This window comes from Bacillus gaemokensis (assembly GCF_001590835.1).
Taxonomy (GTDB): domain Bacteria; phylum Bacillota; class Bacilli; order Bacillales; family Bacillaceae_G; genus Bacillus_A; species Bacillus_A gaemokensis.
Genome location: NZ_LTAQ01000001.1, coordinates 717,145 through 743,949 on the forward strand (window position 1 = coordinate 717,145; position 26,805 = coordinate 743,949).

Consider the following 26,805-nt stretch of genomic DNA (forward strand, 5'->3'; position numbering starts at 1 on the left):
TTCTTTTCCTCTTACAATAATAAAAGGTTAGTGCCCTCGTCAACACTAACCGATTAACTCTTCCACAGATGAAGTTGTTCTTTTTTCGGTAAAATACGCATAAAGCAATTCATTTTCATCTAATGTATAATGCTCTTTATATTTACCATGCACGATAATAGAATGTTTATACCCTCTGCGAAACTTTGTGAAAATCACATATAATCGATCTTCTGTTTTTACTTCAATTGGAGCAATCTTTTCAATATCTCTCTTATTTCCATAATAACGTTCTAGTAAAAAGCGCATAAATGCATAACGCCTTTGCTTCCATTCTTGATACAAAGAAATAGTTAAGAAAAGAAGGAGCACCCACATCATAATATTATTACTATTCCAAAATAGTTGCCACCCCAATATCATACTAAAAAAAACACATGATATTTTCATCATTTTCTCATGCGCTTGTAAATAAGGAAATTTGTGAGATAAAATATTAAATAAAATTTTCCCACCATCCAGTGGCCAAATGGGTAATAAATTAAATCCTAAAACAATTAAGTTGTTCCATACAAAAAAATGATACAGATCATCTGGAACCCATCCAGCCTTGTATAAAACATACGCCATTCCAATCATCCAGACATGTTGAATAGGCCCTGCCACCACAACAATTAATTCTTCTTTTAACGGTTTATTCCCATGCTCCTCAAGCTCAGCCACACCACCAAATGGTAAAAGCTGTATTTGCTTGATCCGCCATTTATAATGTGCAGCTGCAAAAGCATGCCCAAGCTCATGAATGAGCACGATACAAAATAAAAGAAGTAACTCTTTAAAGCGTGCCGTAAAAATCCCGATGGCTATAATTCCCCAAAACAAAGGGTGTATCGTAATTTTTGATAATACTTCGCTATATTTATTCAAATGAAATCACCTGAATCGGATCGATAAATTTTTCATTCTTTTTGATTGCAAAATAAAACTTACCATTCTTATTATCTGTGTTAACACTCACAGTTCCAATCTTTTGTTTCTTCGTAACATAATCATATAATTTCACCGATGTTTCACTTAAATTTCCATACCATGATTCCGTTCCATCTGCATGTTGAATTTCTACTATATTCCCAAATTCCTCTTTCTTTCCAGCGAAAATTACGACTCCTTCATTCACTGACTCCACCGTTGCATTTGCTGCTGTTTGTACAAATACACCTTGCCCATTTTTTTGAAAGTCTTGCATAACTTTTCCAGAAGCTGGAACTGCGTAATCTTTTGATTTTGCCTCTTGTTTTTTTTCACTACCAGGAAAAAAAGCAAGAGGTTTTCCGAATTGATCTTCATACCATTTTGATACAGCAGCAAACTGAAATTCCTCCTGCATAACTTTTTTTACAACCGTCCTTGTCCCGTCAAAAGAAGCTGGGGCATTTTTAAATAAAATAGCTACCGACAACACAAGAATCGCTGCTAGTAAAAACTTAAATAAGAATACTTCTTTTCGAAAAAGGGGATGCACCTCTTTTTCACCATCTTCAATAAACAACGTTTCTCCGTCAAAGCCCTCTTCAGAAAAGTATTGCCCTTTTTCTAATCTTTCTTGTTCTTCTTTTCTCTTCGCAATCCGTTTTCGAATTTCGTCTACACGTCTATTCTTCATCCTGTCCCCTTTCTTTTGCTAATTCTCATTATTAGCAAATCCAGTGAAACTGCAAAATAGTAATAGTTATCCATTCGCCACACTTCCCCCACTTTAACGCACAGTAAGAACCCACCTCAAAATTCAGAGAAAAGCAAGGAGGATAAGGTAGGCAAGGGATCGACTTCCCATAAAAGCCCAGTTGATGAAAGCTAACCATCAGTGGTGATGAAGAATCCCCACTGACGAAAGTTTCACTTTATATAGTTTGTACATATGTATGAGGCGGTCGGCAAAGATATTCATGAGAAGAAAAAAGAAAGCACTTCGCATATATGCGAAGTGCTTTTAACGGATTCCAAAGAAATGTTTCACCTTTGTAAATACAGATACTTTCTCTTGTTCAAACGCTTGTAATGGTACAGATTCACCTAACAAACGTCTTGCAATGTTTCGATAAGCTAATGCTGCTTTCCCACTCGGCTGCAACGCTACAGGTTCCCCTGTATTTGTAGCACGAATAACTTCATCGTCATCTTCCACAACACCAAGTAGTTCAATCGAAAGTGTACGTACAATTTCATCTACATCTAGCATATCTTGCTCATGTAGCATATGGCTACGCACACGATTGATGACAAGCTTCGGCGGTTCAATATCCTCTTTTTCTAAAAGTCCGATAATACGATCCGCATCACGCATAGAGGATACTTCAGGTGTCGTTACAACAATTGCTTTATCCGCACCTGCTACCGCATTTTTGAACCCCTGCTCGATACCTGCCGGACAATCAATTAATATGTAATCATAATCTTGACGTAATAGCTGTATTAATTCATCCATTTGTTCAGGTGTTACCGCTGATTTATCACTCGTTTGTGCTGCAGGTAATAAATAAAGCTCATCAAAACGTTTATCTTTAATAAGAGCTTGAGGTAAACGGCAACGACCTTCGACAACATCAACAAGATCAAATACAATACGGTTTTCTAGCCCCATTACTACGTCTAAATTTCTTAGACCAATATCCGTGTCAATTAAACATACTTTTTTGCCAGATAATGCCAGGGCTGTACCAATGTTTGCAGACGTTGTAGTTTTGCCTACACCGCCTTTTCCAGATGTAATTACTATTGCCTCTCCCACAGCTATACAATTCCCCTTTCTAACTTTGTTAAATTAGGTCTAAGATGAGTGAGAAGTTGCAGGCGATCGACAACAATGTGATTATTCTCATCAATATACGCACATTCTGCCGTCTCTGCTCCGTCTTCTTTCTCTTCCGGAGCCCTCATTGTCACATCACTAATCCGAAGTTGCATTGGATTCATAGCAGATGCCGCAATTACAGCATCTGTATCCCCATAATATCCAGCATGTGCAATACCTCGTAGTGCTCCAATGACAAAAATATTCCCCCCAGCGATAACCGTTCCGCCTGGATTAACATCTCCAATTAATAATAAATTTCCTTTTACATGCAACACTTGACCTGAGCGAACGATTTTGGAAATAGGGACAATTTCTGTTTCTTCTTTCCAAGCTATAGCTTCTTCTTTTGTGATAACATCACTCTCAATGGAGTCCACAACAAGATTTTTCTTATTGCGAATTAAAGTACGAATCTCTTCTTGTTGTACCTCTGTCAAATAGCGATTTCCTACTCTAACATGTACTTCAATTAGTGACCGTTCATCACCATCGTAATAATGTGTAGAAAGCTTTTCGTCCAGTTCTTGCAGTAATAAAGAAAATGAACAACAATCATCTAAATGTAGTGTTATTCCATCTTTTGTCCCTTTGATCGTTACATTTTGCTGCTTTTTTTCTTCCACTAAAGTTCACCCCACCGATTCAATTCGACATAAAATTAGAAAATCCTTTTTTCTTTTTCTTCCATGGCTTTTGAAAGACGCACAAGATATCGTCTCAGTGGGAAACAAACTAACAATAAGAAAATTCCATTTAACAATAAAGTAGCAAAGAGACGATCTGATAAAAAGATATGTGCTGGTAAATGAATACGTCCTAGTAATGTTAAGAACCCATATACATAATACTCTAATGCCACAATCCCTGTTAATACAATAAAAGAAACAATAAATAAATTTAATTGTAAAACTTTCATTGTATTGTAAACAAGATACGCTAAAATCGGATAAGCAAATATATATACCCCAACAAGTTCTGTATACACCGTATCAAATAAAAAACCGAATAGTAGTCCATAGTAAATACCTTGAAGAGGACTATAATAAACGGTAATAAAGCATAGTACAATCATAAAGAAATGCGGAGTTGCTATACTGTTTTTCCAAAATAATGCTGTCGGAACTACAGTAGAAAACATATTTTCAAATAAAAAGACAAAAAGAAGCAAAAGAGGAAGAATCGCTCTTTTTAAAATAGCCATATCTTCTCCCCCTTACTGTTCTAATGCTGCTGAAGGCATAACTCTTTTTGTAACCATAACATGGTCTACATCATTTAAATCCGCAGCAGGTTTTACGTAAGCTGTTTGTGTTAATCCATATTCATCCGGTGAAACATCTACGATTTCCCCTATTATTAAACCTTTCGGGAAAATATCACTTAGTCCTGATGTTACAACTTTTTGCCCTTTTTCCACTTTTACATCCGAAGAAATCTTTGTAAATACAAGTGCTTGTTTATTTTTGTCATATCCTTCAATCAATCCGAAAATACGATCCTGACCTTCTACCACCACAGAAACACGATTTTCTCGATTCAGTGAGCTTAGTAACTCTACATTTGCTGTAAATTGAGACACACTCTTCACTCGTCCAACTAATCCTTTTGAAGTCATTACAGCCATATCCTTTTTGATTCCTTGCTGCGCACCTTTATCAATTCCAATTAAGTCATACCATTTGTCTGGATTACGCGCAATAACTGTCGATTGAATTGGCTTATAGTCACGAAGAGAATCTTTCTTATCAATTGTTTCACGAAGCTTCGCATTATCTTTTTCTAAATCTTTTACTTTCACGGATAATTCCGCATACTGATCTAATTTTTGTTTTAATGTTTTATTTTCTTCATACGTGCGCTTTACATCTTCTACGTTCTCAAAGAATCCAGCAGCATAATTCGCAGGCTTTTGGAATACACGCTCTACAACACCAACAGTATCTTTTACAAACTGCTCTGGCCATGTTAGATTTTTCCGTTCTTTCAATGAGATTCCAATCAATGCCACGAGAAGAATAATACTAACTAACAAAACAATTAATCTTTTGTTTAAGAAAAACTGTGGCACGTTCACACCCTCTTAATTTCATTGATTTTTATTTTGAAGTATTATCGAGCAGTTTTGAAAAGGTCGATATTATCTAAAGCTTTACCTGTTCCAATTGCTACACAATCCAATGGGTCTTCTGCAACAAGAACTGGCATTTTTGTTTCTTCACTAATTACTTTATCTAAGTTGCGAAGTAATGCCCCACCACCTGTTAATACAATTCCGCGGTCCATAATATCCGCCGCTAGTTCAGGTGGAGTTTTTTCTAATGTGTTTTTAACTGATTCTACAATTGCATCTACTGTATCTTTTAATGCTGATGCAATCTCTTCAGCTTGAATTAATACTGTTTTCGGTAAACCACTTACTAAATCACGACCACGGATTTCCATTGGCTCAATACCTTCTGGCTCGCCCGCAGAACCGATTTCTAATTTTAATGCTTCTGCTGTTCTTTCACCGATCATTAAGTTGTAGCTTTTCTTAATGTATTGAATGATTGAATCATCCATATCATCACCAGCCACACGAACTGATTGACTTGTTACAATTCCGCCTAAAGAAATAATAGCAACTTCAGTTGTACCACCACCGATATCAACGACCATACTACCAGTTGGTTCCCAAACAGGTAAGTTTGCACCAATTGCTGCTGCAAATGGCTCCTCAATTGGATATGCATCACGAGCGCCTGCTTGGCGAGTCGCATCGATTACCGCACGTCTTTCTACAGCAGTAATACCAGATGGCACACATACCATTACATAAGGCTTACGAGAGAAAAATCCATTTGATTTTTGTGCTTGTTGAATATAATATTTCATCATTGTTGCTGTTGTTTCATAATCAGCAATTACGCCATCTTTCATAGGGCGAAGAGCCACTACGTTTCCTGGTGTACGACCAATCATTTGTTTTGCATCGCTACCAACTGCAACGATTTGTTTTGAGTCAGTTTGCAGTGCCACTACTGAAGGTTCACGTAAAACAACACCTTTTCCTTTTACGTATACAAGCGTATTCGCCGTTCCTAAATCTATTCCAAGATCACGAGTAAAACCACCAAATCCAAACATATCATCTATCTTCCTTTCTCATTTTCACGGACTCATTTTCTTACTTTATATTTATAATAAAACAGTACGTTTTTATATTTTCTATCCTTTATTGTAGACGATTGTCTACAAAAAACTCATAAATCACATTATAAAACAAAATGGGTAAAAAGAATAGTCTTAAATATGACCTTTTTCTTTCAAACTCACGAATTTATGATCACCTATGATAACATGATCGAGAACTTCAATTCCAATAATCCTACCACACTCTACTAATCTTTTTGTTACTTCAATATCTTCACGGCTTGGCGTAGGGTCTCCTGAGGGATGATTATGAAGACATATAATAGAGGCAGCCGCACGGCGAAAAGCTTCCTTAAATATTTCACGAGGATGCACAATCGAGGCATTTAAGCTCCCAATAAAAACGGTTTGTCGATGCATAACTTGATTTTTTGTATTCAAATATAAACAAACGAAATGCTCTTGTTGTAAAAAACGCATCTCTTCCATCATATAACTTGCACAATCTTCTGGGCTTCGAATACTATATCTATTTTGATACTCTAAGCGCACCATTCTCCTTCCTATTTCAAATGCAGCGATAAGCTGAGACGCCTTCGCTATTCCTACACCATGAATACTTGTCATCTCCTCTATTGTAGCATCTTTTAACATGCGTAATCCGTCAAAATGATACAAAATTTGATCTGCTAATGTTAAAACCGATTCTTCTTTAGAACCTGTTCTAAGTAACACTGCAAGCAGTTCTCGATTCGATAAATTACTTGCTCCTTCTAACAACAAACGCTCCCGTGGCTGTTCCTCTTTCAAAACATCACGAATACCGTTCATATTTTCACTCCTTTTTTTATTTATTGCAAAGAAAACCCCATGCAATTTTAGGCATGGGATACATCATTATCGAACTGTTTTAATTCACGAACAAGACGGGAAATCGGTAGACCGACCACACTATAGTAATCCCCTTGTATATGCTGAACAAAAATAGCACCCTTCCCTTGAATACCATAACTTCCAGCTTTATCAAGTGGCTCTTTTGTTCTAATATACGCATCTATCTCTTCTGCTGTTAACTCCCAAAAAGTTACTTCTGTACGCTCATAAAAAGTGACTGTCTTTTCTTTCGAAATGAGCGCAACACCCGTATATACTTCATGCGTTTTCCCTGATAATAATTGCAACATCTCTTTTGCCTCCGCCTCATCACTCGGCTTCCCGAGAATACGCGACTCATATGTAACAATTGTATCTGCACCTAACACCACACAATCATCATGATCCTCTGCTACAGCAGACGCTTTTTGCAAAGCCAGTGACATCACAATATCAGAAGGTGATGAATATGCGCCGATTGTTTCTTCTACTTCACTCACAACAATTTCAAACGGTACATTTGCTAGTTCAAGTAATTCTTTCCGGCGTGGTGAACCAGAAGCTAAAATAAGTTTTTTCATATATTCTCCTTTCTTTCTTACCATACAACAGAAAAATATAGCTTGATCGTATCAAATGAATATCTTCCCCACAAATTGTAAAAATATCATTTTCTTTTTTATAAACTTAATCTTTTGTTTGTATACGACTATATTCTGTAGGTAAAGAAAGCACCTTATTCTTGAATGAAATCAAAAAGAAAAGAGAGAAGTATCCACACTTCTTCCCTTCTTATTTCATTATCATATCATTTTGCTTTTTTCGAAACCAATTTTTCATAAGAAAGTAAACTATCGATAACGACTTGATTCAATTTCGCTACTGCTTCCTTATCACTTTTCCCTTCTTTAATCGTTTGTACTGCTACCGATGCATACGTATATAATTTTTTCATATCCTCACGTTTCATTGCTTTGTCTTCTTTTTCAATTGCCTTCCATTCTTTTTCAATTGCAGCTATTTCTTTTTGATTACTCTTCCCTCCAGATTGCACATCTGATGCATATTTTACAAAATGAGTATATAAGGACTGTAACTTACTTAAAAAGGAGCCAAATTCTTTATCATTTTTTAACAATGCTTTATCTGTAATTTCCCAATTCTTCTTCAAAACAGATACGCCATCTTTCTTATACTGTTCCATTAATTTATCTATAGATTGTCCATCGCTAGCAATACCAACAACAAGTGAATACTTATCACCATTCGGTTTTAACGCTGCTACGCCTCCATTATCTTTCCACTCTTGAATAGCTGCCTGTCCTTTTTCTTCAGAAGAATATAGTCCCCCCTGAACAAAATATAACGTTATTGGTGCTAAAGCCGCTGTATTCCCTACCGGTGTCTTCTCTTCTTTTTTTTCTTCAGCTCCTGCTTCCTCCTTCTCTCCCCTACTAGTTTGTTGTGAAGATGTTACAGTAACGTCTCCAGCTGAATCTTGTCCCGTTAACAAATGAAGCATCCCCATTCCTAGCATTGTGCCCATAATAATGGCAGCCGCAACTGTAAAGATAAGTACGTTACTCCATTTCTTTCGATATTTTTTGATAGATGGTAGCTTTTCTTTTTGAAACGGCACTACATTTTGCGGCGTTTTACTATCGACCACCATCCAATCAAATTCATCCTTTTCCTTCTGCGTTTCTTCATACTTTGCTTCCGTTCCGTTTACCTTAACCGAGATTGTTCGTGATTGCTTGTCCATACCCTCACACCTCACCTCTTATCATTGTCCGCATCATATCATATTCACTTCATAAAAAAACGAGATATTTGTCAGAGGGATTCGTCAAATTGTTCCATATAGTTATCTTATCCCGCATTAACGGGCAGTAATATCCCCTATCTCAAAAGTTAGGATAAAAACAATGAAGGTTGTTAGGGGATAACTGCCCCTAAAAGCCCGATTGGTGAAAGCTAACCATCAGTGGGAAATAAAAAAAACCACTGATGGTTAGCTTTCACTTTATATCTATGCATTTGACTTCATTTGTAGAACAAACAACTAGGGCAGCAAATGCTGCCCTAGTTGTTCTCACGAATGTATTTTCGGACTTCTGAAATAAAATAAAGCGATCCCGTTATGATGAAAACATCATTGTCTTTTACATTCTTCATATTTGTATCAATTGCTTCTTGCCAATTCTCAAAGATTTGTTTTGATTTCTTACGTGAATATGCAGCCAGCTCTTTAGCAGAAATCGCGCGATCAAATGCAAATGTTGTGAAAATCATTTCATCTGCAATCGTTTCTAATTGTCCTACCATGTTGTTTAGCTGTTTATCACCAAGAGCAGTAAATAAAACAATGACATTTCTATCGTTATAATGAGCCTTTACTGTTTTCACAAGGCTCGTAATCCCTTCTGGATTATGAGCGCCATCTATAATTACGTCCGGATTACTTTGTAACCGCTCAAATCGGCCGATCCAGTATGCTTCACTTAATCCTGTTCGAATATGCTCTTCTTCCACTAAGAATGATAAATATGTTCTAAGGTACATAACTCCCATCAGCGCAAGTGTTGCATTTCCTACTTGGTGAGCTCCTTTCATCGAAATACAAACTTCCTCAAACGTCGCAAACGGACAAGAAAAGTCAAAGTACTCTCCATCTTTATCAGAACACTGATGTACTACTTTAAATTGTTTTCCAAGTTCATAAAGGTTTGCATTCTTTTCCTTAGCAACCTTTTGAATGACATCAAGTGCTTCTTGATCCTGAACACCCGTAATAACAGGAACACCTGATTTAATAATTCCTGCTTTTTCATATGCAATTTCCCCTAGCGTATTACCTAGAATATGCATATGATCATGACCGATATTTGTAATCATCGTCAGTATCGGATGAATTACATTTGTTGAATCAAAACGACCACCAAGGCCTGTTTCAAACAGGACAACGTCACAGAAGTTTACCTTACCGAAATAACAGATTGCCATTACTGTAATAATTTCAAACTCCGTTGCTTCTCCAAAATCTGTTTCATCTAATTTTTCAACAACGGGTTTTACCATATTTACAAGTTCAGTAATTTCTTTATCTGCAATTGGTATTCCATTAACACTAATTCGTTCATTAAATGTTTCAATATACGGAGACGTAAATGTCCCAACTTTATACTCTGCTGCCTCTAGCATATAACGCATATACGTTAAAGTTGAACCTTTTCCATTCGTTCCTGCAAGATGAACACATTTTATATGACGCTCGGGATTCCCAAGTTTCTCTAGCATCCACTGCATTCTTTCTAACCCTGGTTTAATACCAAACTTTAATCGGCTATGAATCCAGCCTATTGCTTCTTCGTATGTATGTACCATCTATGCCATTCCCCTTTCAAATCAACAAAAAAAGAACCAAGGCAACAAATTGCCTTGATTCTATTATACGCAAATACAAGAGACTCACCAATATGATGAGTCTCCTTAGAACGGTTTTACTTTTGAAGATCAGCTAGACGTTGGCGAACTGCTTCGCGTTTTTCTAAGTAATCTTGCTCTTTCGCGCGCTCTCCTTCAATAACTGCTGCTGGAGCTTTTGCTACGAAACCTTGGTTTGAAAGTTTCTTCTGTACGCGTTCTACCTCTTTATCAAACTTCTCAAGTTCTTTTTCAAGGCGTGCTTTCTCTTCATCAAGATTGATAAGATCAGCTAACGGTAAGAATAACTCCGCACCTGATACGATTGCAGTCATCGCTTTTTCTGGTGCTTGTAAATCCGTCTTAATTGTTAATTCGCTTGGATTACAGAAACGCTCAATGTAAGAGCTGTTTTTCGTAAGCTGCGCAAGTACTGCTTCGTCTTTTGCTTTAATTTGCATTTGAACTTTTTTGCTCATTGGCGTATTTACTTCAGCACGAATGTTACGAACAGAGCGAATGATATCAACAAGAAGATGCATTTCTGCCGCCGCTTCTTTGTCTTGTAAATCTTCGCGAACTGTTGGCCATGCTGCTACTGTAATAGATTCACCTTCATGAGGTAAGTGCTGCCAAATTTTCTCTGTTACGAATGGCATGAATGGGTGTAATAAACGCATCGTTTGATCTAGTACGTACGCTAGAATAGAACGAGTTGTTTTCTTCGCTACTTCATCTTCACCGTATAATGGCAGTTTCGCCATTTCGATATACCAGTCACAGAAATCATCCCAAATGAAGTTGTATAATGCACGGCCAACTTCACCAAATTCATACTTATCCATGTTACGCGTTACACTTTCAATTGTTTCATTTAAGCGAGTTAAAATCCACTTATCTGCAACTGATTTTTCACCAGTTAAATCGATATCTTCATACTTCATGTCATCCATGTTCATTAATACGAAACGTGACGCGTTCCAAATTTTATTAATGAAGTTCCAAGTAGATTCTACTTTCTCCATACTGAAGCGTAAATCTTGCCCTGGCGCACTTCCTGTTGATAAGAAGAAGCGCATTGCATCTGCACCGTACTTTTCAATAACATCCATCGGATCAATACCATTACCAAGAGACTTACTCATTTTACGTCCTTGCTCGTCGCGAACAAGACCATGAATTAATACATCTTTAAATGGACGCTTTCCTGTAAACTCTAAGCCTTGGAAAATCATACGAGATACCCAGAAAGCAATAATGTCATAACCTGTTACAAGTACATCTGTTGAATAGTAACGATCGAAGTCTGCTGCATCTTCATTAGGCCAACCAAGCGTTGAAAATGGCCATAACGCTGAACTAAACCATGTATCAAGTACGTCATTATCTTGATTCCAGTTTTCGATATCTGTCGGTTCTTCTGTACCTACGTATACTTCACCCGTTTCTTTATGATACCAAGCTGGGATGCGGTGCCCCCACCATAATTGACGAGAAATACACCAATCATGAATATTTTCCATCCAGCGTAAGTATGTGTTCTCGAAACGATCTGGTACGAACGTTACTTTTTCGTCTTCTTCTTTTTGTTGAAGTTCAATTGCCTTTTCTGCAAGTGGAGCCATTTTTACGAACCATTGTGTTGATAAGTAAGGTTCAACAACTGCTCCGCTACGCTCACTGTGACCTACTGCATGTATGTGAGGCTCAATTTCTACTAATACACCGGCTTCTTGCAAGTCTTTTACTAACTGCTTACGGCATTCAAAACGATCCATGCCGTTATACTTACCAGCTTTTTCATTCATTGAGCCATCTTCGTTCATTACTAGAATACGTGGTAAGTCATGGCGGTTACCTACTTCAAAGTCATTCGGATCATGAGCTGGTGTAATTTTTACAACACCTGTACCGAAATCTTTTTCTACGTACTCGTCAGCAATAATCGGAATTTCACGATCTACGATTGGAAGTGTAACTGTTTTTCCGATTAAATGTTTGTAACGATCATCTTCTGGATGAACTGCTACTGCTGTATCACCAAGCATTGTTTCCGGACGAGTTGTCGCAAGACGAATGTGACCAGAACCGTCTGTTAGTGGGTAGTTCATATGGTAGAACGCACCTTGAATATCTTTATGGATTACTTCAATATCAGAAAGGGCAGTACGTGTTGCTGGATCCCAGTTAATAATATATTCTCCGCGGTAAATTAAGCCTTTTTCATATAATTGAACGAATACTTTATTAACCGCATCAGATAAACCTTCGTCTAATGTAAAGCGCTCACGAGAGTAGTCTAATCCTAAACCAACTTTTCCCCATTGCTGACGAATGTGAGAAGCATATTCTTCTTTCCATTCCCATGCTTTTTCAAGGAATTTCTCACGGCCAAGATCGTAACGTGAAATACCTTCTTCACGAAGTTTTCCTTCTACTTTTGCTTGCGTTGCAATACCAGCATGGTCCATTCCTGGAAGCCATAATACATCGTAACCTTGCATACGCTTTGTACGTGTTAAAATATCTTGAAGTGTTGTATCCCAAGCATGACCTAAATGCAATTTACCTGTTACGTTTGGAGGCGGAATCACAATCGTATACGGCTGTTTTTCTGCATCTCCTTTTGCTTCGAAATATTTGCCATCGAGCCACCATTTATAAAGGCCTTCTTCAACGGACATATGATCATATTTAGTCGGTAAATTCTTTTCCGTGTTTGACATTATTTTCCCTCCTTAAAATAAAAAATGCCCCTCATCCAAAAAGGACGAGGGACATCGTGGTACCACCTTTATTTACAAACAAATTCAAGATTTGCTTATACTCTTAATTGGATAACGGACAGATCCGTCTTTTCCTAATGAGAATGGTTCCGTTCAGAAAAGATGCTCCAGGGCTACCTTCTAACATGACTATCTAGAGAATCTCACAGCTACTAATTCTCCTCTCTGCAGACGTTTAATGTTATACTCTTCCCTTTCAACGCATTTATATAATTGTTATTTATTATATACAATAGTGTAAAAAACGAAACCACATTCGTCAAGATAAAAATATTTTTCATCAAATTCTTACATTTGATAGATTTCACACATTCCTATCCTCAAAAAAAATTCTTCCATTCTCTATCAGCTTAAATATTTTTTCAACACATGTACAAAAATGAAAAAATGCAGCACAAGCACCTTAGGTACTTATCCTGCATAATATACTATTACACCTTCACCTCTCAAGATTAATATGTAATAACAGCTTTCTGTATGGAGGAATGATTATGCGACGATTCCGACGCAACTACAATTTTTCTGCTCCTTCATGGATTAGAAATATACAAACAGTTTTTGCTGATTTTGCAATTCCCCTTACCATTTTCCAAGGTATTCGCACTTTACTACTTCCAACTTTCTTAGACTTTATCATCCTTATTATTTTTGTTGTCGCAACAATCCGCTTGCACTTTCAGCCGTAGCCTCAGAAATTACTGAGACTACGGCTGTTATTCATTACCTTGCTGCGTTGCTTGTAATTGTGCAATAAAATATTCTATATTACTTACGAGCCAATGGGATTGCTGCAGCATTTTCACACCATGAAGCTCTTTCTTTTCATTACGACTTCGTTTTGTACTTGTATAAGAGCGAATTTGCCGGATAAACGGTGATGGATACGTCAAGTAAGCAAACATCAGAAGCTGTTCTTCTTTCGTAAACGGAAAATTCTTTTGGTACACTTGATACCACTCAAAGCGATCACTTCTTGCAATTGGATAGGTGTTCAAAGAACGAGAGTAAAAACCAACAAGATCTTGAACCGGTGTAGCAAATTGAGATTTTTCTAGACTAATAAAATAGCCGTTGCGTTCATAATCAAATAAAAAATGATTCATCGATACATTTCCATGCACAAAAGAAATACGTGTTTTCTCTTTCTCTTTCATCGCTTCATGCCACTCCGAGAGCTGCTTCGTCGCAAAATTACGAGCCCTCATCACATGATGAAAATACGTGCAGTACTGTAGTTCAAACGGAGACATATACCATTTCGCTTCAGATTCTACAAGGAACTCCTCTAAAAACTCTCCATCTTTCTCCCATCGCTCTGATACATTTGTATAATGCTCTTCTAACACTTCTTCCGTATACGTTTCTTCTTTAGTCGTTCTTTGATGGAGCATCGCTAACGTCTGAAACATTTTATGATATTGATCATTGTCTTCTCCATTCCCTTCCTCTCTCTCTAACCAAGGCATTAAATAGTAACTATACTTCCCATCACTTAAAACATACTTCCCGTCTGTCGCATGGTAAATGGGTGCAAAGTGTGTAAATCCTTTTTCACGTAAATATTGAATGTGGTACATTAAATTATTCCGCTCTAGTCTTTTATCTAGTAATTTTTTCAATGCATATGGACCTTGATTCGTATAAATTTTCATCACATTCCCGTGCTCTTCCATATGTTCAACAGTCAATTGATATTGCCGCAAAATTGGTGCATATTGCTCACGTAATTCTCTATCCATACGAAGGATCCTTTCTCATTCAAAAACGTAAAATAAAATGAAAGTTTAACGTACCAGCAACTAGCAAAATAAAGTGAAACTTTCATCAGTAGGGGTCTTCATTCCCCACTGATCATTAGCCCTCAAATAGCGGGATAAAAAGAAAAGAGGTGAAGAAGAAATTTCTTCACTCACTTTGTCTTTACTTTTGAAACAGGTATATATATAACTTGCCCGGCAGTTAAATATATATCGTCTGTTTGATTCACGCGATGCAGATGCTGAACAGAAGTTTCATAGCGTTCTGCAACGGATTCAATCGTATCCCCTTCTTGCACAAAATACATACGTACCTTTGTAAACTCTTCCTCTGGCTCTTTCGTAAATAATTTCGTTAAATATAGAGCATTTTCATCTCGCTGCGAATATGTTGTTTCTTCCTCTTCTTCCGGCAGCTTCTTTGCTTTTTCTTTCTTAAAATCCTTCCGACCAAACAATTCAAATTGAGGTGCTGTTTCTTTTGTTTCTATTGGCTCTATTGGTTCTTCAACTTCTTGTACGTCTTTCTCTTCCTCTTCTAGCTCTTGTTCTTTACGCTCCTCTAGTTGAAACGGCTCAAATGCATAATCTTCCCATCCATCTTTTTCTGTATGAACCGGTACTTCTTCAACTTCCATTGGCACTGGCGTTTTCATTTCATCCACTGCTATTACTTCCTGTTCCCTTTCAACTTCTTCCTGCTTCTCTTCAGCTTCAGCTTCCTCTTCCACTCTCTCTTCATCATATAAACCAGAGATTGATATATCCGCTAATAGTTGTAAGCAACCATTTTCTTTTAATTCATAATCGAATTCTTCAATAGACACATATAATTCCTCAATGTGTTTCACCCTGTTTCGGGGAATCGAGATTTCTAGCGGAAAAGAATGTACAAGCTCGTTCACACCATCTTCTCGTGTTTCTACATAATCAATGGATTTAGCTGGAGACAACTCTCGCAGCGAAAATGCTGAATCATCTTGTTTTGCAACATATTCCCCTGTTAAGTCCAACTGCCCTCTCACAATCACTTCATAATCAAGCTCTTCTATCTCAACGTCTGGATCTAACGAAATTGACAAAAGTTCTTCGACTTCCTGTCCTTTTTGGAACCAAACCGATTCTTTTAATGAAAAACGTAATGAATGATCTGTCGCCACTTCTTTTTCCCCCTCCCAAACTATAGGTCATTACAGATTTATGTGTATGGGAGTGATTTTATGAATAAAAAATCAAACTTCACATGTAAGCTTCCCATTCAATTCAGTTTCAATATATCAGCGATTTTCAAGATATACCGACGGAATCGCTACATATATCGACCATCAGGCACAACTTATCGATGCTTCAACAATATGCAACATAACAAAAAGGTTGCCAGGACTCTCCTGACAACCTTTTTATTTACGCTTTTAATTTTGACATCGCAATTTCTGCCGCTGCGATCGTTGCTTCAATATCAGCATCGCTATGTGCTGTCGATAAGAATAATCCTTCAAATTGAGAAGGTGGTAAAAATACACCTTGTTCTACCATTTCACGATAGTAAGCTGCAAAGAATTCTAAATTTGAAGTTTTCGCAGCATCGTAATTAATAACTCGTTCATTTGTAAAGAAAATACCAATCATAGAACCTGCGCGGTTTATATGATGCGGGATCCCATGCTTTTCAGCCGCTTTACGTAGGCCATTTTCTAGCATTTCCGCTTTACGTTCAAACTCTTGATAACACTCTGGCGTTAATTGTACTAATGTTTCATAACCTGCAGTCATTGCAAGTGGATTACCAGATAATGTACCCGCTTGATAAATTGGACCACTTGGTGCCACTTGGCGCATAATCTCTGCTTTACCACCATATGCTCCAACCGGTAATCCACCTCCGATTACTTTTCCTAAGCAAGTTAAGTCAGGAATTACGCCGTAATAACCTTGTCCACAGTTGTAAGCTACGCGGAATCCCGTCATAACTTCATCAAAAATAAGCAAAGCACCATTTTGCTCCGTCACTTCACGAAGCCCTTCTAAAAATCCTGGTTCAGGCGGCACAACTCCCATATTTCCTGCTACTGGCTCTACGATAACACACGCGATATCATCACCAAATTGTTCGAAAGCATATTTTACGCTCTCTAAGTCGTTATAAGCTACTGTAATTGTATTTTTCGCTACACCTTCTGGTACACCAGGGCTATCTGGTAAACCAAGTGTTGCAACACCAGAACCAGCTTTAATTAATAAGGAGTCACCATGACCATGATAACAACCAATAAATTTTAAAATTTTATTGCGCCCTGTATACCCACGTGCTAAACGAAGTGCACTCATTGTTGCTTCCGTTCCGGAGTTTACCATACGTACAATCTCAATAGATGGCACGCGCTCAATAACAAGCTGTGCTAATTTATTTTCAATTTCTGTTGGCGCACCGAAGCTCGTTCCTTTTTCAGCCACAGCTTTTAATGATTCCACAACACGGTCATTTGCATGTCCATGAATTAACGGTCCCCATGACAATACGTAATCGATGTATTCATTCCCATCGATATCATACACTTTAGAGCCTTTCCCGCGCTCCATAAACAACGGATTCATACCGACAGACTTAAATGCACGAACTGGGCTATTTACACCACCAGGCATTAAATCTTGCGCCGTTTCAAATGCTTCAATGGATTTATCAAATTTTTTCATTATTGTGCGCCTCCTTCTTGTAACCATCGTGCTGCATCTTTCGCATGATACGTAATAATTAAATCTGCTCCTGCACGTTTCATACTTAATAGTTTTTCGAGTACGATCTCTTTTTCATTAATCCAACCATTTTGCGCCGCTGCTTTAATCATGGAATATTCTCCGCTCACGTTATACGCAACAATTGGTAAATTGAAATTATTTTTCACATCGCGAATAATGTCTAAGTAAGAAAGAGCTGGTTTTACAATTAAGAAGTCTGCTCCTTCCATTACATCTGATTCAGCCTCGCGGAATGCTTCCATACGGTTTGCTGGATCCATTTGATACGTCTTACGATCACCAAATTGCGGCGCACCATGTGCTGCATCACGGAATGGACCGTAAAATGCTGATGAGTATTTCACAGCGTATGACATAACCGGTATGTGCGCAAATCCATTTTCATCTAACGCATAGCGAATGGCCGTTACGAACCCATCCATCATATTAGATGGAGCAATAATATCCGCTCCTGCTTTTGCTTGGCTTACTGCTGTTTTTGCAAGAACCTCTAATGATTCATCATTTAAAATGATTCCGTCTTCAATAACGCCGCAATGACCATGGCTTGTATATTGACATAAACATGTATCGGCAACTACTACTAATTGTGGGAATTGCTCTTTAATTTGCTTAATCGCACGTTGGACAATACCATTCTCACAATACGCTGATGATCCAACTTCATCTTTTTCAGCAGGTAAACCAAATACGATAACAGAACGAATACCTAAATCTACAACTTCTTGCATTTCAGCTTGCAGAAGATCTAAAGAAATTTGATATACATCTGGCATAGAAGGAACTTCATTACGAACATTCTCGCCTTCTAGTACAAAAATAGGGTAAATAAAATCTTCTGTATGTAAAAATGTTTCACGTACAAGCGCACGCATATTTCCGCTTTGTCTTAAACGACGATGACGATTAAATTGTAAAGAACTCATAAATTTCTATCCCCATTCTTTTTATTTAGATTATGCATTTAAATTCGATTTGGAAATGCATTGTATTAACGATTCCACTGTATATTTCTCTGGAATAATAACATCTGCAAAATAATATCTTGCTTCTTGTTCTGTTATCGGTCCTATACAAGCAATTGTACATTTTTTTATCCATTCTCTCCAGTTTGTGCCCTCAAGTAACTTCACAAAACTCGTAACAGTAGATGGGCTCGTAAATGTAACGAAATCGATCTTGCCAGATTCTAAAGCTGTGACGAGCTCCTGCTGTTTCTTATCATTTGTTTTCGTTTCATATACGACGAGCTCTTCTAAGAGTATCCCAAACTCCCGGAGCTTCTTTGGAATAACATCTCTAGCTAAATTTCCTTTTGGAAATAAAATACGTTCTGCCCCGTTTAATTCTCTTATAAATTCTTCTGCAAAAGTTTCCGCAACAAACGCTGTTGGAACAAAATGAACTTGATAGCCTCTTTTTTTTAACTCTTGCCCTGTTTTCACACCTACTGCCGCAATACGTACAGTAGATGGCATCCGCTTACAAAAACCATCTAAAAAAAAGCTCACACCATTTTTACTCGTGAAAATAATCCAGTCATACAAATGAAGCTGCTGAGATACATTTTGAAATTCCCGCTGGAATACACCCTCCATATGCAAAAGCGGAATCTCCAATGGAATTCCGCCCTTTTTTTTCACAGCTGTACTCATTTGTCTTACTTGGTGCTGAGCACGTGTAATCAGTACTGTTTTGCCAACAAGAGCATTCATATTTACTGCTGCTCCTTGTTCGCAGCGAGAATAAGTTCTTTTGCTCCTTGCTTAATTAAACGATCTGCCGCTTCTAGACCAACTTTCTCTGGATCGGCACCTGTTACGATTTCTTTTAACAAGATCGAACCATCCATAGAACCAACAAGAGCCGTTAACTCAATTTTATTGTTCTCCCCAAGTGTCGCATACCCTGCAATCGGAACTTGGCACCCACCTTCAAGTTTATGAAGGAATACTCGCTCAGCTGCTACTGTGCGCTCTGTTACAGCATCATTGATATGTGATAACAATTGCAATAAGTCTTCATCACCCTCACGGCACTCAATCGCTAAAGCACCTTGTCCCACAGCTGGTACACATAACGTTTCATCTAAATGCTCTGTAATCACATCATTATCCCAGCCCATTCTCTGTAATCCAGCTGTTGCTAAAATGATTGCATCATAGTCTTCTTCTTTTAATTTACGTAATCTCGTATCAATATTTCCACGAATCCACTTCACTTGTAAATCTGGTCTAGCTGCTAATAATTGCGCACTACGTCTTAAACTACTCGTCCCAAGGACTGCCCCTTCTGCTAGGCTCTCAAATGATTCCCCGTTTTTCGAAATAAACGCATCACGTGGATCGACACGCTTTGGTATACATCCAATTGTTAATCCATCCGGAAGCACAGCTGGCATATCCTTCATGCTATGTACAGCCATATCGATTTCTTTCGTAAGAAGCGCGTGTTCAATTTCCTTTACAAACAAACCTTTTCCGCCTACTTTTGAAAGAGTCACATCTAAAATGACATCACCTTTTGTAACAATTTCTTTCACTTCAAATTCATATGGTAAACCTAGTGCCTTTAACTGATCAATAAACCAATTTGTTTGTGTTAACGCTAACTTACTTTTTCTCGAACCTACAATAATTTTGCGCATAATTTTCTCTCCTCATTATAAATACCAAAAGTGGAAGTTGGATAAACTGCTTAATAGAAAAATATTGATTAACATAACGAGGAAAGCCCCAATGTTCCAATTTATAATCTTCTTACCTTGCAATATATCTGTTCCTCGTAAATATAGACCCGCACAATATACAAATAAAACAACAAAAGACCCGATTACTTTCGTGTCATACCAATGAAAATTATCTAACTTTGTATATCCCCATATACATCCAAGCAAAATAGCTAACAAGAAAAAAGGAACAGAAAATAAATTCAGTCCATAAGACATAGACTCAAGCTTCGGTAAATTCCCGAGCCTTCTTAATCTGGCATTCCATTTTTTTTGTTTTAACAAGCGATATTGCAATAGGTACATAATCGAAAAAATAAATGATACTGTAAATGCCGCATACGAAATAATTGCCATCCCTACATGCACATATACCAGCTCCGAAACCAATTGATGCGCAAGTACCGGAGACATTTTTCCAAGCGGGGTAAAAATAGAAAAAGCGCTTACGCCGAAAGCAATCACATTTGTAAAAAAGACTAAAAAGTCAATGCGCATAAATCGATTGATTACTAATGACATTGTAATCAATAACCACACATAAAAATAAATTCCCGACAATAAAGTTAAAATGGGATTCGTTTCTGATTCAGTCGCCCGTATAAGCATAAAAACAGACTGCAGTACCCACACAATTGAAAGTAACCAAAAAGCAATTCGATTCGCCTTTCGGTTACTTTGAAAATAATCTATAAAATATAAACTAATGCTACAAGCATATAAAATGATTGCGATATGATAAATAATACTATTATTTAAAAAGCTCATCCGATCATCCTTCCGAGTTATAAAGATGGAACGGATGGTGTCCATGCTCGTTTATGTTCCGGTTCTTCCTTATGTTCCAAAGCCTCTTCTTGCACTTCTAAATCAAAAATCTTTGCAAATAAAGCGAGCTTTTCCGTAGCTCCCTCTTCAGCTGCTAATTCTTTCGCTACTAAAATTGGATCCTTTAGCAGTTGATTAATAATACTTTTCGTATGCTTACTAATCACTTTCTTCTCACGATCACTAAGCGTTGGAATTTTTCGTTCAAGACTTTGCATCGTATCACTTTGAATCGCTAACGCTTTATCACGTAAGGCTGATATTAATGGAACAACGCCAAGCGTATTTAACCACGCTTTAAATAGAACGATTTCCTCCTCAATCATAAGTTGAATTTTTTCCGCCTCTTTCAAGCGCTCAGCACGATTCGCTTCTACTACACCTTGTAAATCATCAATATCGTACAAGAAAGAACCTTCTAGCTCATCAATCGCTGGATCAATATCACGCGGTACTGCAATATCGACCATAAATAAAGGACGACCGCAGCGCATCCGTTCCACTCTTGTCATCATTTCTTTCGTAATCACGTAATCTGAAGCACCCGTTGAACTAATTAAAATATCCGCTTCTAAAAGGGCACATTGCAATTCACTTAACGGCTTTGCATGCCCCATATATTTCTCGGCCATTGTTTCCGCTTTCGTAAATGTACGGTTCATCACTGTAACTTTACGAGCTCCGCTTCCGTATAAGTTTTGCAACGCGAGTTCTCCCATTTTGCCAGCACCAAGAATTAGCACATGACAATCTGTTAAATCACCAAAAATTTTCTTCCCAAGCTCAACGGCCGCATAACTAACAGACATCGCATTCTCACCAATTGTTGTTTCTGAATGAGCACGCTTTGCGAGCGTAATCACTTGTTTAAACAATTCATTAAAAATCGTGCCTGTTGCTTTTACTTCTTGCGCCTGTAAGAAGCTGTTTCGAATTTGACCTAAAATTTGTGTTTCACCAACTACCATAGAATCTAATCCGCACGTTACACGGAATAAATGTTCAACGGCACCATCTTGTTCAAAAATAGACAAATATGGCGAAACTTCTTCTATCTCAAGCTGAAACCAATCAGCTAAAAATTTCTTAATGTAATATCGTCCCGTGTGTAATTGATCGACGACAGCATAAATCTCTGTGCGATTGCACGTTGATACAATGACATTTTCTAACACACTCTTTTGATTTTGTAATGTTGTCATTGCCAGTTCTAGCTCTGCTGCCTGAAATGTGAGTTTCTCACGAAATTCTACAGGGGCTGTTCGATAATTTACACTAACAACAAGAATATGCACGCAGCATGTCCCCCTTCACCCGTTTTTTCACCTTATCTACTATCATAATACAACTTTCCTGTTATGAATCTGACAATCGTGTGAACAACAGAAATTTTTTTATTCATCCTTCTCACTTCTTGCAGAAGGTAGATCAAATCTTCTGAAATAAACATCTCAATTTATAATCATTATAAAATAATAACTCTATTTGTACGTTACCAAAAAAAATTGTCAGAATCAAGTGATGGAAACTATTCCATACGAATTGCAAGGCTATCTTTTTCTATCTTCTTTCATCATACAGAAAAATATGTATGTTTGTTCCATAATGTAACAAATTCTTGTATATTACATATTACTCAATTTTTTCGTTGCATTGTATTTGACTTCTCATTTCTTTTTCGATATATTGATTTCATAAAATTAAATTGTGCACAATTTAAAAAAGGAGGAATGCTCATGAAAGAGAATCCTTTACATCTCGATAATCAGCTTTGCTTTTCTATTTATGCTTGCTCTAAAGAAGTAACACGCTTTTATCGACCTTATTTAGAAGAAATGGGTATTACGTATCCTCAGTACATTACATTATTAGTGCTTTGGGAACAAGATGGCATAACTGTAAAAGAAATTGGTGAGCAATTATTTTTAGATTCGGGTACATTAACACCGATGCTAAAACGAATGGAAGCATTAGAATTAGTAAAACGCGTCCGTTCTAAAGAAGATGAACGCAAAGTTTGCATTGAACTAACAGAACAAGGACACGCTTTAAAAGAAAAAGCATGTTCGTTACCAAAAACAATGGCTACCAATTTAGGGATTTCAGAAAAGGAATATCAATCATTATTAATTCAGTTAAATAAATTAATTGAAACAATGAAAACAATCAATGATAGAAAAGGAGAATAAAGATGGAAAAATTATATACTGCAACAGTAACTGCGACAGGTGGAAGAAATGGAAAAATCGTTTCAGAAGATGGAATTCTAAATCTTGATGTGAAAATGCCAAAAGCATTAGGGGGTATGGGCGGAGAAGCAACAAATCCTGAACAATTATTCGCAGCTGGATACGCAGCATGCTTCGATAGCGCATTACAACTTGTTATTCGTACAAAACGTGTAAAAGTGGAAAGCACAGAAGTAACAGCTCACGTTTCAATCGGGAAAGATACTGATGGCGGTTTTGGACTATCTGCTGTACTTGACGTACGCGTTTCTGGTGTTTCTCACGCTGAAGCTCAAGAGCTAGTAGAAGCCGCTCACGGCGTATGTCCGTACTCAAAAGCAACAAGAGGAAATATCGACGTTACATTAAACATACTGTAAGAAGATAACTATTTCATTACTCTATCTTCTCAAAACAAAAACGCGCGACGAATCGTCACGCGTTTTTTGTTTTTGTAAATTTATGAATTGCTTTCCACGCTTCATCTTTTCCAAGTCCTGTTTCCGATGAAAATAGAACCACTTCATCACCTTGTTCAATATCAAGCGTTTCTTTCACAACTTTCAAATGCTTTTGCCATTTTCCTTTCGGAATTTTATCAGCTTTCGTCGCAATAATAATAGTTGGAATTTCATAATGCTTAAGGAAGTCATACATCATGACATCATCTTTTGTTGGTTGATGACGTAAATCAACTACTAATACAGCCGCATCTAATTGCTCACGCGTTGTGAAATACGTTTCAATCATTCTTCCCCATGCCGCTCGCTCTGTTTTCGATACTTTCGCATACCCATAGCCTGGCACGTCAACAAAGTGCATCATTTCATTGATTAAGAAAAAGTTCAATGTTTGCGTTTTTCCCGGTTTCGAAGAGATACGTACTAATTTTTTACGGTTTAAAATTTTATTAATAAAGGAAGACTTTCCAACATTAGAACGACCAGCTAATGCAATTTCTGGCAAGTCCACATCTGGATATTGTTCTGGTTTTACAGCACTGATTACAATATCTGCTTTTGTTACTTTCATTGTTTCACTCCTACTAATGCGTGCTCCAATACTTCGTCTAAATGAGAAACAAGCACAAACGTAAGGTTTTCTTTTACGCTTTCCGGAATATCATCTAAATCTTTTTCATTTTCTGCTGGCAAAATAATTTTCGTTAAGCCTGCACGATGAGCACTTAATGTTTTTTCTTTCAAACCACCGATTGGTAACACACGACCACGAAGTGTAATTTCACCTGTCATCCCTACTTCTTTGCTTACAGGAACGCCTGTTAGGGCAGAAATAAGTGCCGTTGCCATTGTAATACCAGCTGATGGACCGTCCTTTGGAACTGCTCCTTCTGGAACATGAATATGAATATCATTCTTTTCATGGAAATCTGAATCGATGTGAAGTTCCTCTGCACGAGAACGAATGTAGCTAAATGCGGCTTGTGCGGATTCTTTCATAACATCCCCAAGTTTCCCTGTTAAAATCAATTTCCCTTTTCCTGGAGATACAGACACTTCAATTGCAAGTGTATCACCACCAGCAGCTGTATACGCTAAGCCAGTTGCCATTCCAACTTGGTCTTTCGTTTCAGCTTGCCCGTAACGGAATATATGTTTACCAAGCAAGTCAGTAATATTTTTTTCTGTTACAACAATACGTTTACGCTCTTCTGTTACGATAATTTTTGCTGCTTTACGACAAATCTTTGCAATTTGACGCTCAAGCGTACGAACACCCGCCTCGCGTGTGTAGTAACGAATGATTTCAAGCAGCGCTTCATCACGCACTTGCAGATTTCCTTTTCGCAAGCCATGTTCCGTTAATTGCTTTGGTAATAAATGCTCACGCGCAATATGTACTTTTTCAATCTCTGTATAACCAGCAATCGAAATAATTTCCATACGATCAAGAAGTGGACCTGGAATGCTTGCTAGCGTATTTGCAGTTGCAACAAACATTACTTTTGATAAATCATAAGGCTCTTCAATATAATGATCACTAAAGTTATGATTTTGCTCTGGGTCTAACACTTCTAATAACGCAGCAGACGGATCACCACGGAAATCATTAGACATTTTATCAATTTCATCTAATAAAAAGACAGGATTGATTGTCTTCGCCTTTTTCATTCCTTGAATAATACGGCCTGGCATTGCCCCGACATATGTACGACGGTGACCACGAATTTCAGATTCATCACGAACGCCACCAAGAGAGACACGCACAAAATTACGATTTAACGATGTCGCAATCGAACGAGCTAAAGATGTTTTTCCGACACCAGGAGGTCCTACTAAACAAAGAATTGGTCCTTTTAACGAATTTGTTAGCTTTTGTACAGCTAAATATTCGAGCACACGTTCTTTCACTTTCTCGAGACCGTAATGATCTTTATTTAAAATCTGTTCCGAATGTGCTAAATCGATCATATCCTCTGTTGCTTCTGTCCACGGAAGTGCTAATAACCAATCAAGATAATTGCGAATAACACCGCTCTCCGCAGAACTTACTGGCAACTTTTCATAACGATCCAATTCTTTTAAAGCAGCCTTCTTCGTTTCTTCTGGCATTCCTGCCTCTTCAATTTTCGTACGAAGTTCTTCTACTTCGCCGCCTTTACCTTCTTTATCACCAAGCTCTGTTTGGATAGCTTTCATTTGTTCACGCAAGAAGTACTCTTTTTGCGTACGTTCCATTGAACGCTTCACTTTCTGCCCAATCTTCTTTTCTAAACTTAATAGTTCTTGTTCATCTTGAATAATGGAAATAAGTGTATGTAATCTTTCTTTTACTGCTAGCGTTTCTAAAATCTCTTGCTTTTGTTTCGTCTTAATTGGTAAATGAGAAGCAATTAAGTCAGCTAAACGGCCAGGTTCTTCTACATCTGCTACTGTTGCAAATGTTTCATTCGATATCTTTTTGGAAACTTTAATATATTGCTCAAAATGTTCCAGCAACGTGCGCATAAGAGCTTTTTCCTCTAGGTCGCCTTCTTCTTCCTCTGTTACCATTTGAATCGAGACTTTTACTACCTCTTCTTCTTCAATAAACTTTACTACTTCTGCTCTATGTAAACCTTCTACAAGGACACGAAGCGTACCGTTCGGCAGTTTTAACATCTGCTTTACTTTCGCCACCGTACCCACACTATATATGTCATCTTCTTTCGGATCATCGATATTCATTTCTCTTTGCATCGCTAAAAAGATAATATTTTCATCCATTGCTGCCTGCTCTAGTGCTTGTATCGATTTATCACGTCCTACATCAAGATGCAGAACCATCGTTGGATATACGAGAACGCCTCTTAATGGTAGGAGGGGCATAATTCTTTCGTTCGTATTCATACTAGACATAGCACCTCCATAATAAATTAAACTCCTGTTCAACTATTTTATATTACAATACACCTTGATGCAATTGCAGAGGTTCCTTGCAATTACAAAACTCCTAC

Annotated in this window: 25 protein-coding genes and 1 other annotated feature; of the genes, 3 read left to right on the top strand and 22 right to left on the bottom strand. The window is 37.5% G+C overall.

Going from position 1 to position 26,805, the window contains the following annotated elements:
- Positions 1 to 45 precede the first annotated feature (45 nt).
- The 12 genes from AZF08_RS03850 to AZF08_RS03905 form a co-directional block, all read right to left on the bottom strand.
- Entirely contained in the window at positions 46 to 906 is an 861-nt protein-coding gene (locus AZF08_RS03850; protein ID WP_033672736.1) for a M50 family metallopeptidase, read from the bottom strand.
- Positions 899 to 1,642, bottom strand: coding sequence for a M23 family metallopeptidase (locus tag AZF08_RS03855; protein ID WP_033672737.1), 744 nt, complete (start codon positions 1,640 to 1,642; stop codon positions 899 to 901). The genes AZF08_RS03850 and AZF08_RS03855 overlap by 8 nt, the downstream gene beginning before the upstream one ends.
- 327 nt (positions 1,643 to 1,969) lie before the next feature.
- Positions 1,970 to 2,767 carry a septum site-determining protein MinD gene (minD, locus tag AZF08_RS03860; RefSeq protein WP_033672738.1) on the bottom strand — a complete coding sequence of 266 codons (798 nt, stop codon included), beginning with the start codon at positions 2,765 to 2,767 and terminating at the stop codon, positions 1,970 to 1,972.
- 2 nt (positions 2,768 to 2,769) lie between these two features.
- The gene (gene minC, locus AZF08_RS03865; protein ID WP_033672739.1) at positions 2,770 to 3,456 is read right to left on the bottom strand and encodes a septum site-determining protein MinC; all 687 of its coding nucleotides are present in this window, start codon (positions 3,454 to 3,456) and stop codon (positions 2,770 to 2,772) included.
- A gap of 35 nt (positions 3,457 to 3,491) precedes the next feature.
- The gene (gene mreD / locus AZF08_RS03870) at positions 3,492 to 4,034 is read right to left on the bottom strand and encodes a rod shape-determining protein MreD (protein ID WP_033672741.1); all 543 of its coding nucleotides are present in this window, start codon (positions 4,032 to 4,034) and stop codon (positions 3,492 to 3,494) included.
- Between the two features lie 12 nt (positions 4,035 to 4,046).
- A complete protein-coding gene (gene mreC / locus AZF08_RS03875) occupies positions 4,047 to 4,901 on the bottom strand; it encodes a rod shape-determining protein MreC (protein ID WP_033672742.1) in 855 nt (284 codons plus the stop codon).
- Between the two features lie 41 nt (positions 4,902 to 4,942).
- Positions 4,943 to 5,959 (bottom strand): cell shape-determining protein MreB, encoded by a 1,017-nt coding sequence (gene mreB / locus AZF08_RS03880; RefSeq protein WP_033672743.1) that lies wholly within the window; start codon positions 5,957 to 5,959, stop codon positions 4,943 to 4,945.
- Positions 5,960 to 6,118: 159 nt separating this feature from the next.
- Positions 6,119 to 6,796, bottom strand: a complete 678-nt coding sequence (gene radC / locus AZF08_RS03885) for a RadC family protein (protein WP_033672744.1) — start codon at positions 6,794 to 6,796, stop codon at positions 6,119 to 6,121.
- Between the two features lie 47 nt (positions 6,797 to 6,843).
- Positions 6,844 to 7,419, bottom strand: coding sequence for a Maf family protein (locus AZF08_RS03890; protein ID WP_033672745.1), 576 nt, complete (start codon positions 7,417 to 7,419; stop codon positions 6,844 to 6,846).
- Between the two features lie 227 nt (positions 7,420 to 7,646).
- On the bottom strand, positions 7,647 to 8,603 hold the full coding sequence (locus tag AZF08_RS03895; RefSeq protein WP_033672746.1) for a hypothetical protein: 957 nt from the start codon (positions 8,601 to 8,603) through the stop codon (positions 7,647 to 7,649).
- Positions 8,604 to 8,923: 320 nt separating this feature from the next.
- A complete protein-coding gene (locus tag AZF08_RS03900) occupies positions 8,924 to 10,225 on the bottom strand; it encodes a bifunctional folylpolyglutamate synthase/dihydrofolate synthase (RefSeq protein WP_033672747.1) in 1,302 nt (433 codons plus the stop codon).
- A 116-nt stretch (positions 10,226 to 10,341) separates the two neighbouring features.
- On the bottom strand, positions 10,342 to 12,990 hold the full coding sequence (locus tag AZF08_RS03905; RefSeq protein WP_033672748.1) for a valine--tRNA ligase: 2,649 nt from the start codon (positions 12,988 to 12,990) through the stop codon (positions 10,342 to 10,344).
- A 37-nt stretch (positions 12,991 to 13,027) separates the two neighbouring features.
- Positions 13,028 to 13,259: a binding site (T-box leader), on the bottom strand.
- A gap of 282 nt (positions 13,260 to 13,541) precedes the next feature.
- On the opposite strand from AZF08_RS03905, the gene AZF08_RS03910 reads away from it, so the two are divergent.
- Positions 13,542 to 13,736 (top strand): hypothetical protein, encoded by a 195-nt coding sequence (locus AZF08_RS03910; RefSeq protein ID WP_033672749.1) that lies wholly within the window; start codon positions 13,542 to 13,544, stop codon positions 13,734 to 13,736.
- Between the two features lie 27 nt (positions 13,737 to 13,763).
- Here AZF08_RS03910 and ysxE read toward each other — a convergent pair whose 3' ends face one another.
- From ysxE to hemA, 8 genes are all read right to left on the bottom strand, one after another.
- A complete protein-coding gene (gene ysxE, locus AZF08_RS03915; RefSeq protein WP_033672750.1) occupies positions 13,764 to 14,789 on the bottom strand; it encodes a spore coat protein YsxE in 1,026 nt (341 codons plus the stop codon).
- Between the two features lie 170 nt (positions 14,790 to 14,959).
- Entirely contained in the window at positions 14,960 to 15,967 is a 1,008-nt protein-coding gene (spoVID, locus tag AZF08_RS03920; protein ID WP_033672751.1) for a stage VI sporulation protein D, read from the bottom strand.
- Positions 15,968 to 16,211: 244 nt separating this feature from the next.
- Positions 16,212 to 17,501, bottom strand: a complete 1,290-nt coding sequence (gene hemL / locus AZF08_RS03925; protein ID WP_033672752.1) for a glutamate-1-semialdehyde 2,1-aminomutase — start codon at positions 17,499 to 17,501, stop codon at positions 16,212 to 16,214.
- The gene (hemB, locus tag AZF08_RS03930; protein WP_033672753.1) at positions 17,501 to 18,490 is read right to left on the bottom strand and encodes a porphobilinogen synthase; all 990 of its coding nucleotides are present in this window, start codon (positions 18,488 to 18,490) and stop codon (positions 17,501 to 17,503) included. Before hemB ends, hemL begins: the two co-directional genes overlap by 1 nt.
- A gap of 30 nt (positions 18,491 to 18,520) precedes the next feature.
- Complete coding sequence (hemD, locus tag AZF08_RS03935; protein WP_033672755.1) at positions 18,521 to 19,279, bottom strand: uroporphyrinogen-III synthase; 759 nt, start codon at positions 19,277 to 19,279, stop codon at positions 18,521 to 18,523.
- A 2-nt stretch (positions 19,280 to 19,281) separates the two neighbouring features.
- Positions 19,282 to 20,211: a hydroxymethylbilane synthase gene (gene hemC, locus AZF08_RS03940; protein ID WP_033672756.1), complete on the bottom strand. Its 930-nt coding sequence runs from the start codon at positions 20,209 to 20,211 to the stop codon at positions 19,282 to 19,284.
- A 15-nt stretch (positions 20,212 to 20,226) separates the two neighbouring features.
- On the bottom strand, positions 20,227 to 21,060 hold the full coding sequence (locus tag AZF08_RS03945; RefSeq protein WP_033672757.1) for a cytochrome c biogenesis protein: 834 nt from the start codon (positions 21,058 to 21,060) through the stop codon (positions 20,227 to 20,229).
- 17 nt (positions 21,061 to 21,077) lie between these two features.
- A complete protein-coding gene (gene hemA, locus AZF08_RS03950) occupies positions 21,078 to 22,415 on the bottom strand; it encodes a glutamyl-tRNA reductase (RefSeq protein ID WP_033672758.1) in 1,338 nt (445 codons plus the stop codon).
- Positions 22,416 to 22,856: 441 nt separating this feature from the next.
- On the opposite strand from hemA, the gene AZF08_RS03955 reads away from it, so the two are divergent.
- Both AZF08_RS03955 and AZF08_RS03960 read left to right on the top strand, forming a co-directional pair.
- Positions 22,857 to 23,309, top strand: coding sequence for a MarR family winged helix-turn-helix transcriptional regulator (locus AZF08_RS03955; protein ID WP_033672759.1), 453 nt, complete (start codon positions 22,857 to 22,859; stop codon positions 23,307 to 23,309).
- A 2-nt stretch (positions 23,310 to 23,311) separates the two neighbouring features.
- Entirely contained in the window at positions 23,312 to 23,728 is a 417-nt protein-coding gene (locus tag AZF08_RS03960) for an organic hydroperoxide resistance protein (protein ID WP_033672760.1), read from the top strand.
- A gap of 55 nt (positions 23,729 to 23,783) precedes the next feature.
- Here AZF08_RS03960 and ysxC read toward each other — a convergent pair whose 3' ends face one another.
- A complete protein-coding gene (gene ysxC, locus AZF08_RS03965; protein ID WP_033672761.1) occupies positions 23,784 to 24,380 on the bottom strand; it encodes a ribosome biogenesis GTP-binding protein YsxC in 597 nt (198 codons plus the stop codon).
- A complete protein-coding gene (lon, locus tag AZF08_RS03970) occupies positions 24,377 to 26,707 on the bottom strand; it encodes an endopeptidase La (protein ID WP_033672762.1) in 2,331 nt (776 codons plus the stop codon). The genes ysxC and lon overlap by 4 nt, the downstream gene beginning before the upstream one ends.
- Positions 26,708 to 26,805: the final 98 nt, after the last annotated feature.

Excerpts from the sequence above, each read along its gene's own strand:
- mreD (WP_033672741.1), bottom strand. The coding sequence starts at position 4,034 with ATGGCTATTTTAAAAAGAGCGATTCTTCCTCTTTTGCTTCTTTTTGTC.
- mreB (WP_033672743.1), bottom strand. The coding sequence starts at position 5,959 with ATGTTTGGATTTGGTGGTTTTACTCGTGATCTTGGAATAGATTTAGGA.
- hemL (WP_033672752.1), bottom strand. The coding sequence starts at position 17,501 with ATGAAAAAATTTGATAAATCCATTGAAGCATTTGAAACGGCGCAAGAT.
- hemB (WP_033672753.1), bottom strand. The coding sequence starts at position 18,490 with ATGAGTTCTTTACAATTTAATCGTCATCGTCGTTTAAGACAAAGCGGA.
- radC (WP_033672744.1), bottom strand. The coding sequence starts at position 6,796 with ATGAACGGTATTCGTGATGTTTTGAAAGAGGAACAGCCACGGGAGCGT.
- AZF08_RS03900 (WP_033672747.1), bottom strand. The coding sequence starts at position 10,225 with ATGGTACATACATACGAAGAAGCAATAGGCTGGATTCATAGCCGATTA.
- lon (WP_033672762.1), bottom strand. The coding sequence starts at position 26,707 with ATGTCTAGTATGAATACGAACGAAAGAATTATGCCCCTCCTACCATTA.
- AZF08_RS03960 (WP_033672760.1), top strand. The coding sequence starts at position 23,312 with ATGGAAAAATTATATACTGCAACAGTAACTGCGACAGGTGGAAGAAAT.
- AZF08_RS03955 (WP_033672759.1), top strand. The coding sequence starts at position 22,857 with ATGAAAGAGAATCCTTTACATCTCGATAATCAGCTTTGCTTTTCTATT.
- AZF08_RS03890 (WP_033672745.1), bottom strand. The coding sequence starts at position 7,419 with ATGAAAAAACTTATTTTAGCTTCTGGTTCACCACGCCGGAAAGAATTA.
- hemC (WP_033672756.1), bottom strand. The coding sequence starts at position 20,211 with ATGCGCAAAATTATTGTAGGTTCGAGAAAAAGTAAGTTAGCGTTAACA.
- AZF08_RS03895 (WP_033672746.1), bottom strand. The coding sequence starts at position 8,603 with ATGGACAAGCAATCACGAACAATCTCGGTTAAGGTAAACGGAACGGAA.
- AZF08_RS03855 (WP_033672737.1), bottom strand. The coding sequence starts at position 1,642 with ATGAAGAATAGACGTGTAGACGAAATTCGAAAACGGATTGCGAAGAGA.
- AZF08_RS03910 (WP_033672749.1), top strand. The coding sequence starts at position 13,542 with ATGCGACGATTCCGACGCAACTACAATTTTTCTGCTCCTTCATGGATT.
- AZF08_RS03905 (WP_033672748.1), bottom strand. The coding sequence starts at position 12,990 with ATGTCAAACACGGAAAAGAATTTACCGACTAAATATGATCATATGTCC.
- ysxC (WP_033672761.1), bottom strand. The coding sequence starts at position 24,380 with ATGAAAGTAACAAAAGCAGATATTGTAATCAGTGCTGTAAAACCAGAA.
- hemD (WP_033672755.1), bottom strand. The coding sequence starts at position 19,279 with ATGAATGCTCTTGTTGGCAAAACAGTACTGATTACACGTGCTCAGCAC.
- ysxE (WP_033672750.1), bottom strand. The coding sequence starts at position 14,789 with ATGGATAGAGAATTACGTGAGCAATATGCACCAATTTTGCGGCAATAT.
- AZF08_RS03945 (WP_033672757.1), bottom strand. The coding sequence starts at position 21,060 with ATGAGCTTTTTAAATAATAGTATTATTTATCATATCGCAATCATTTTA.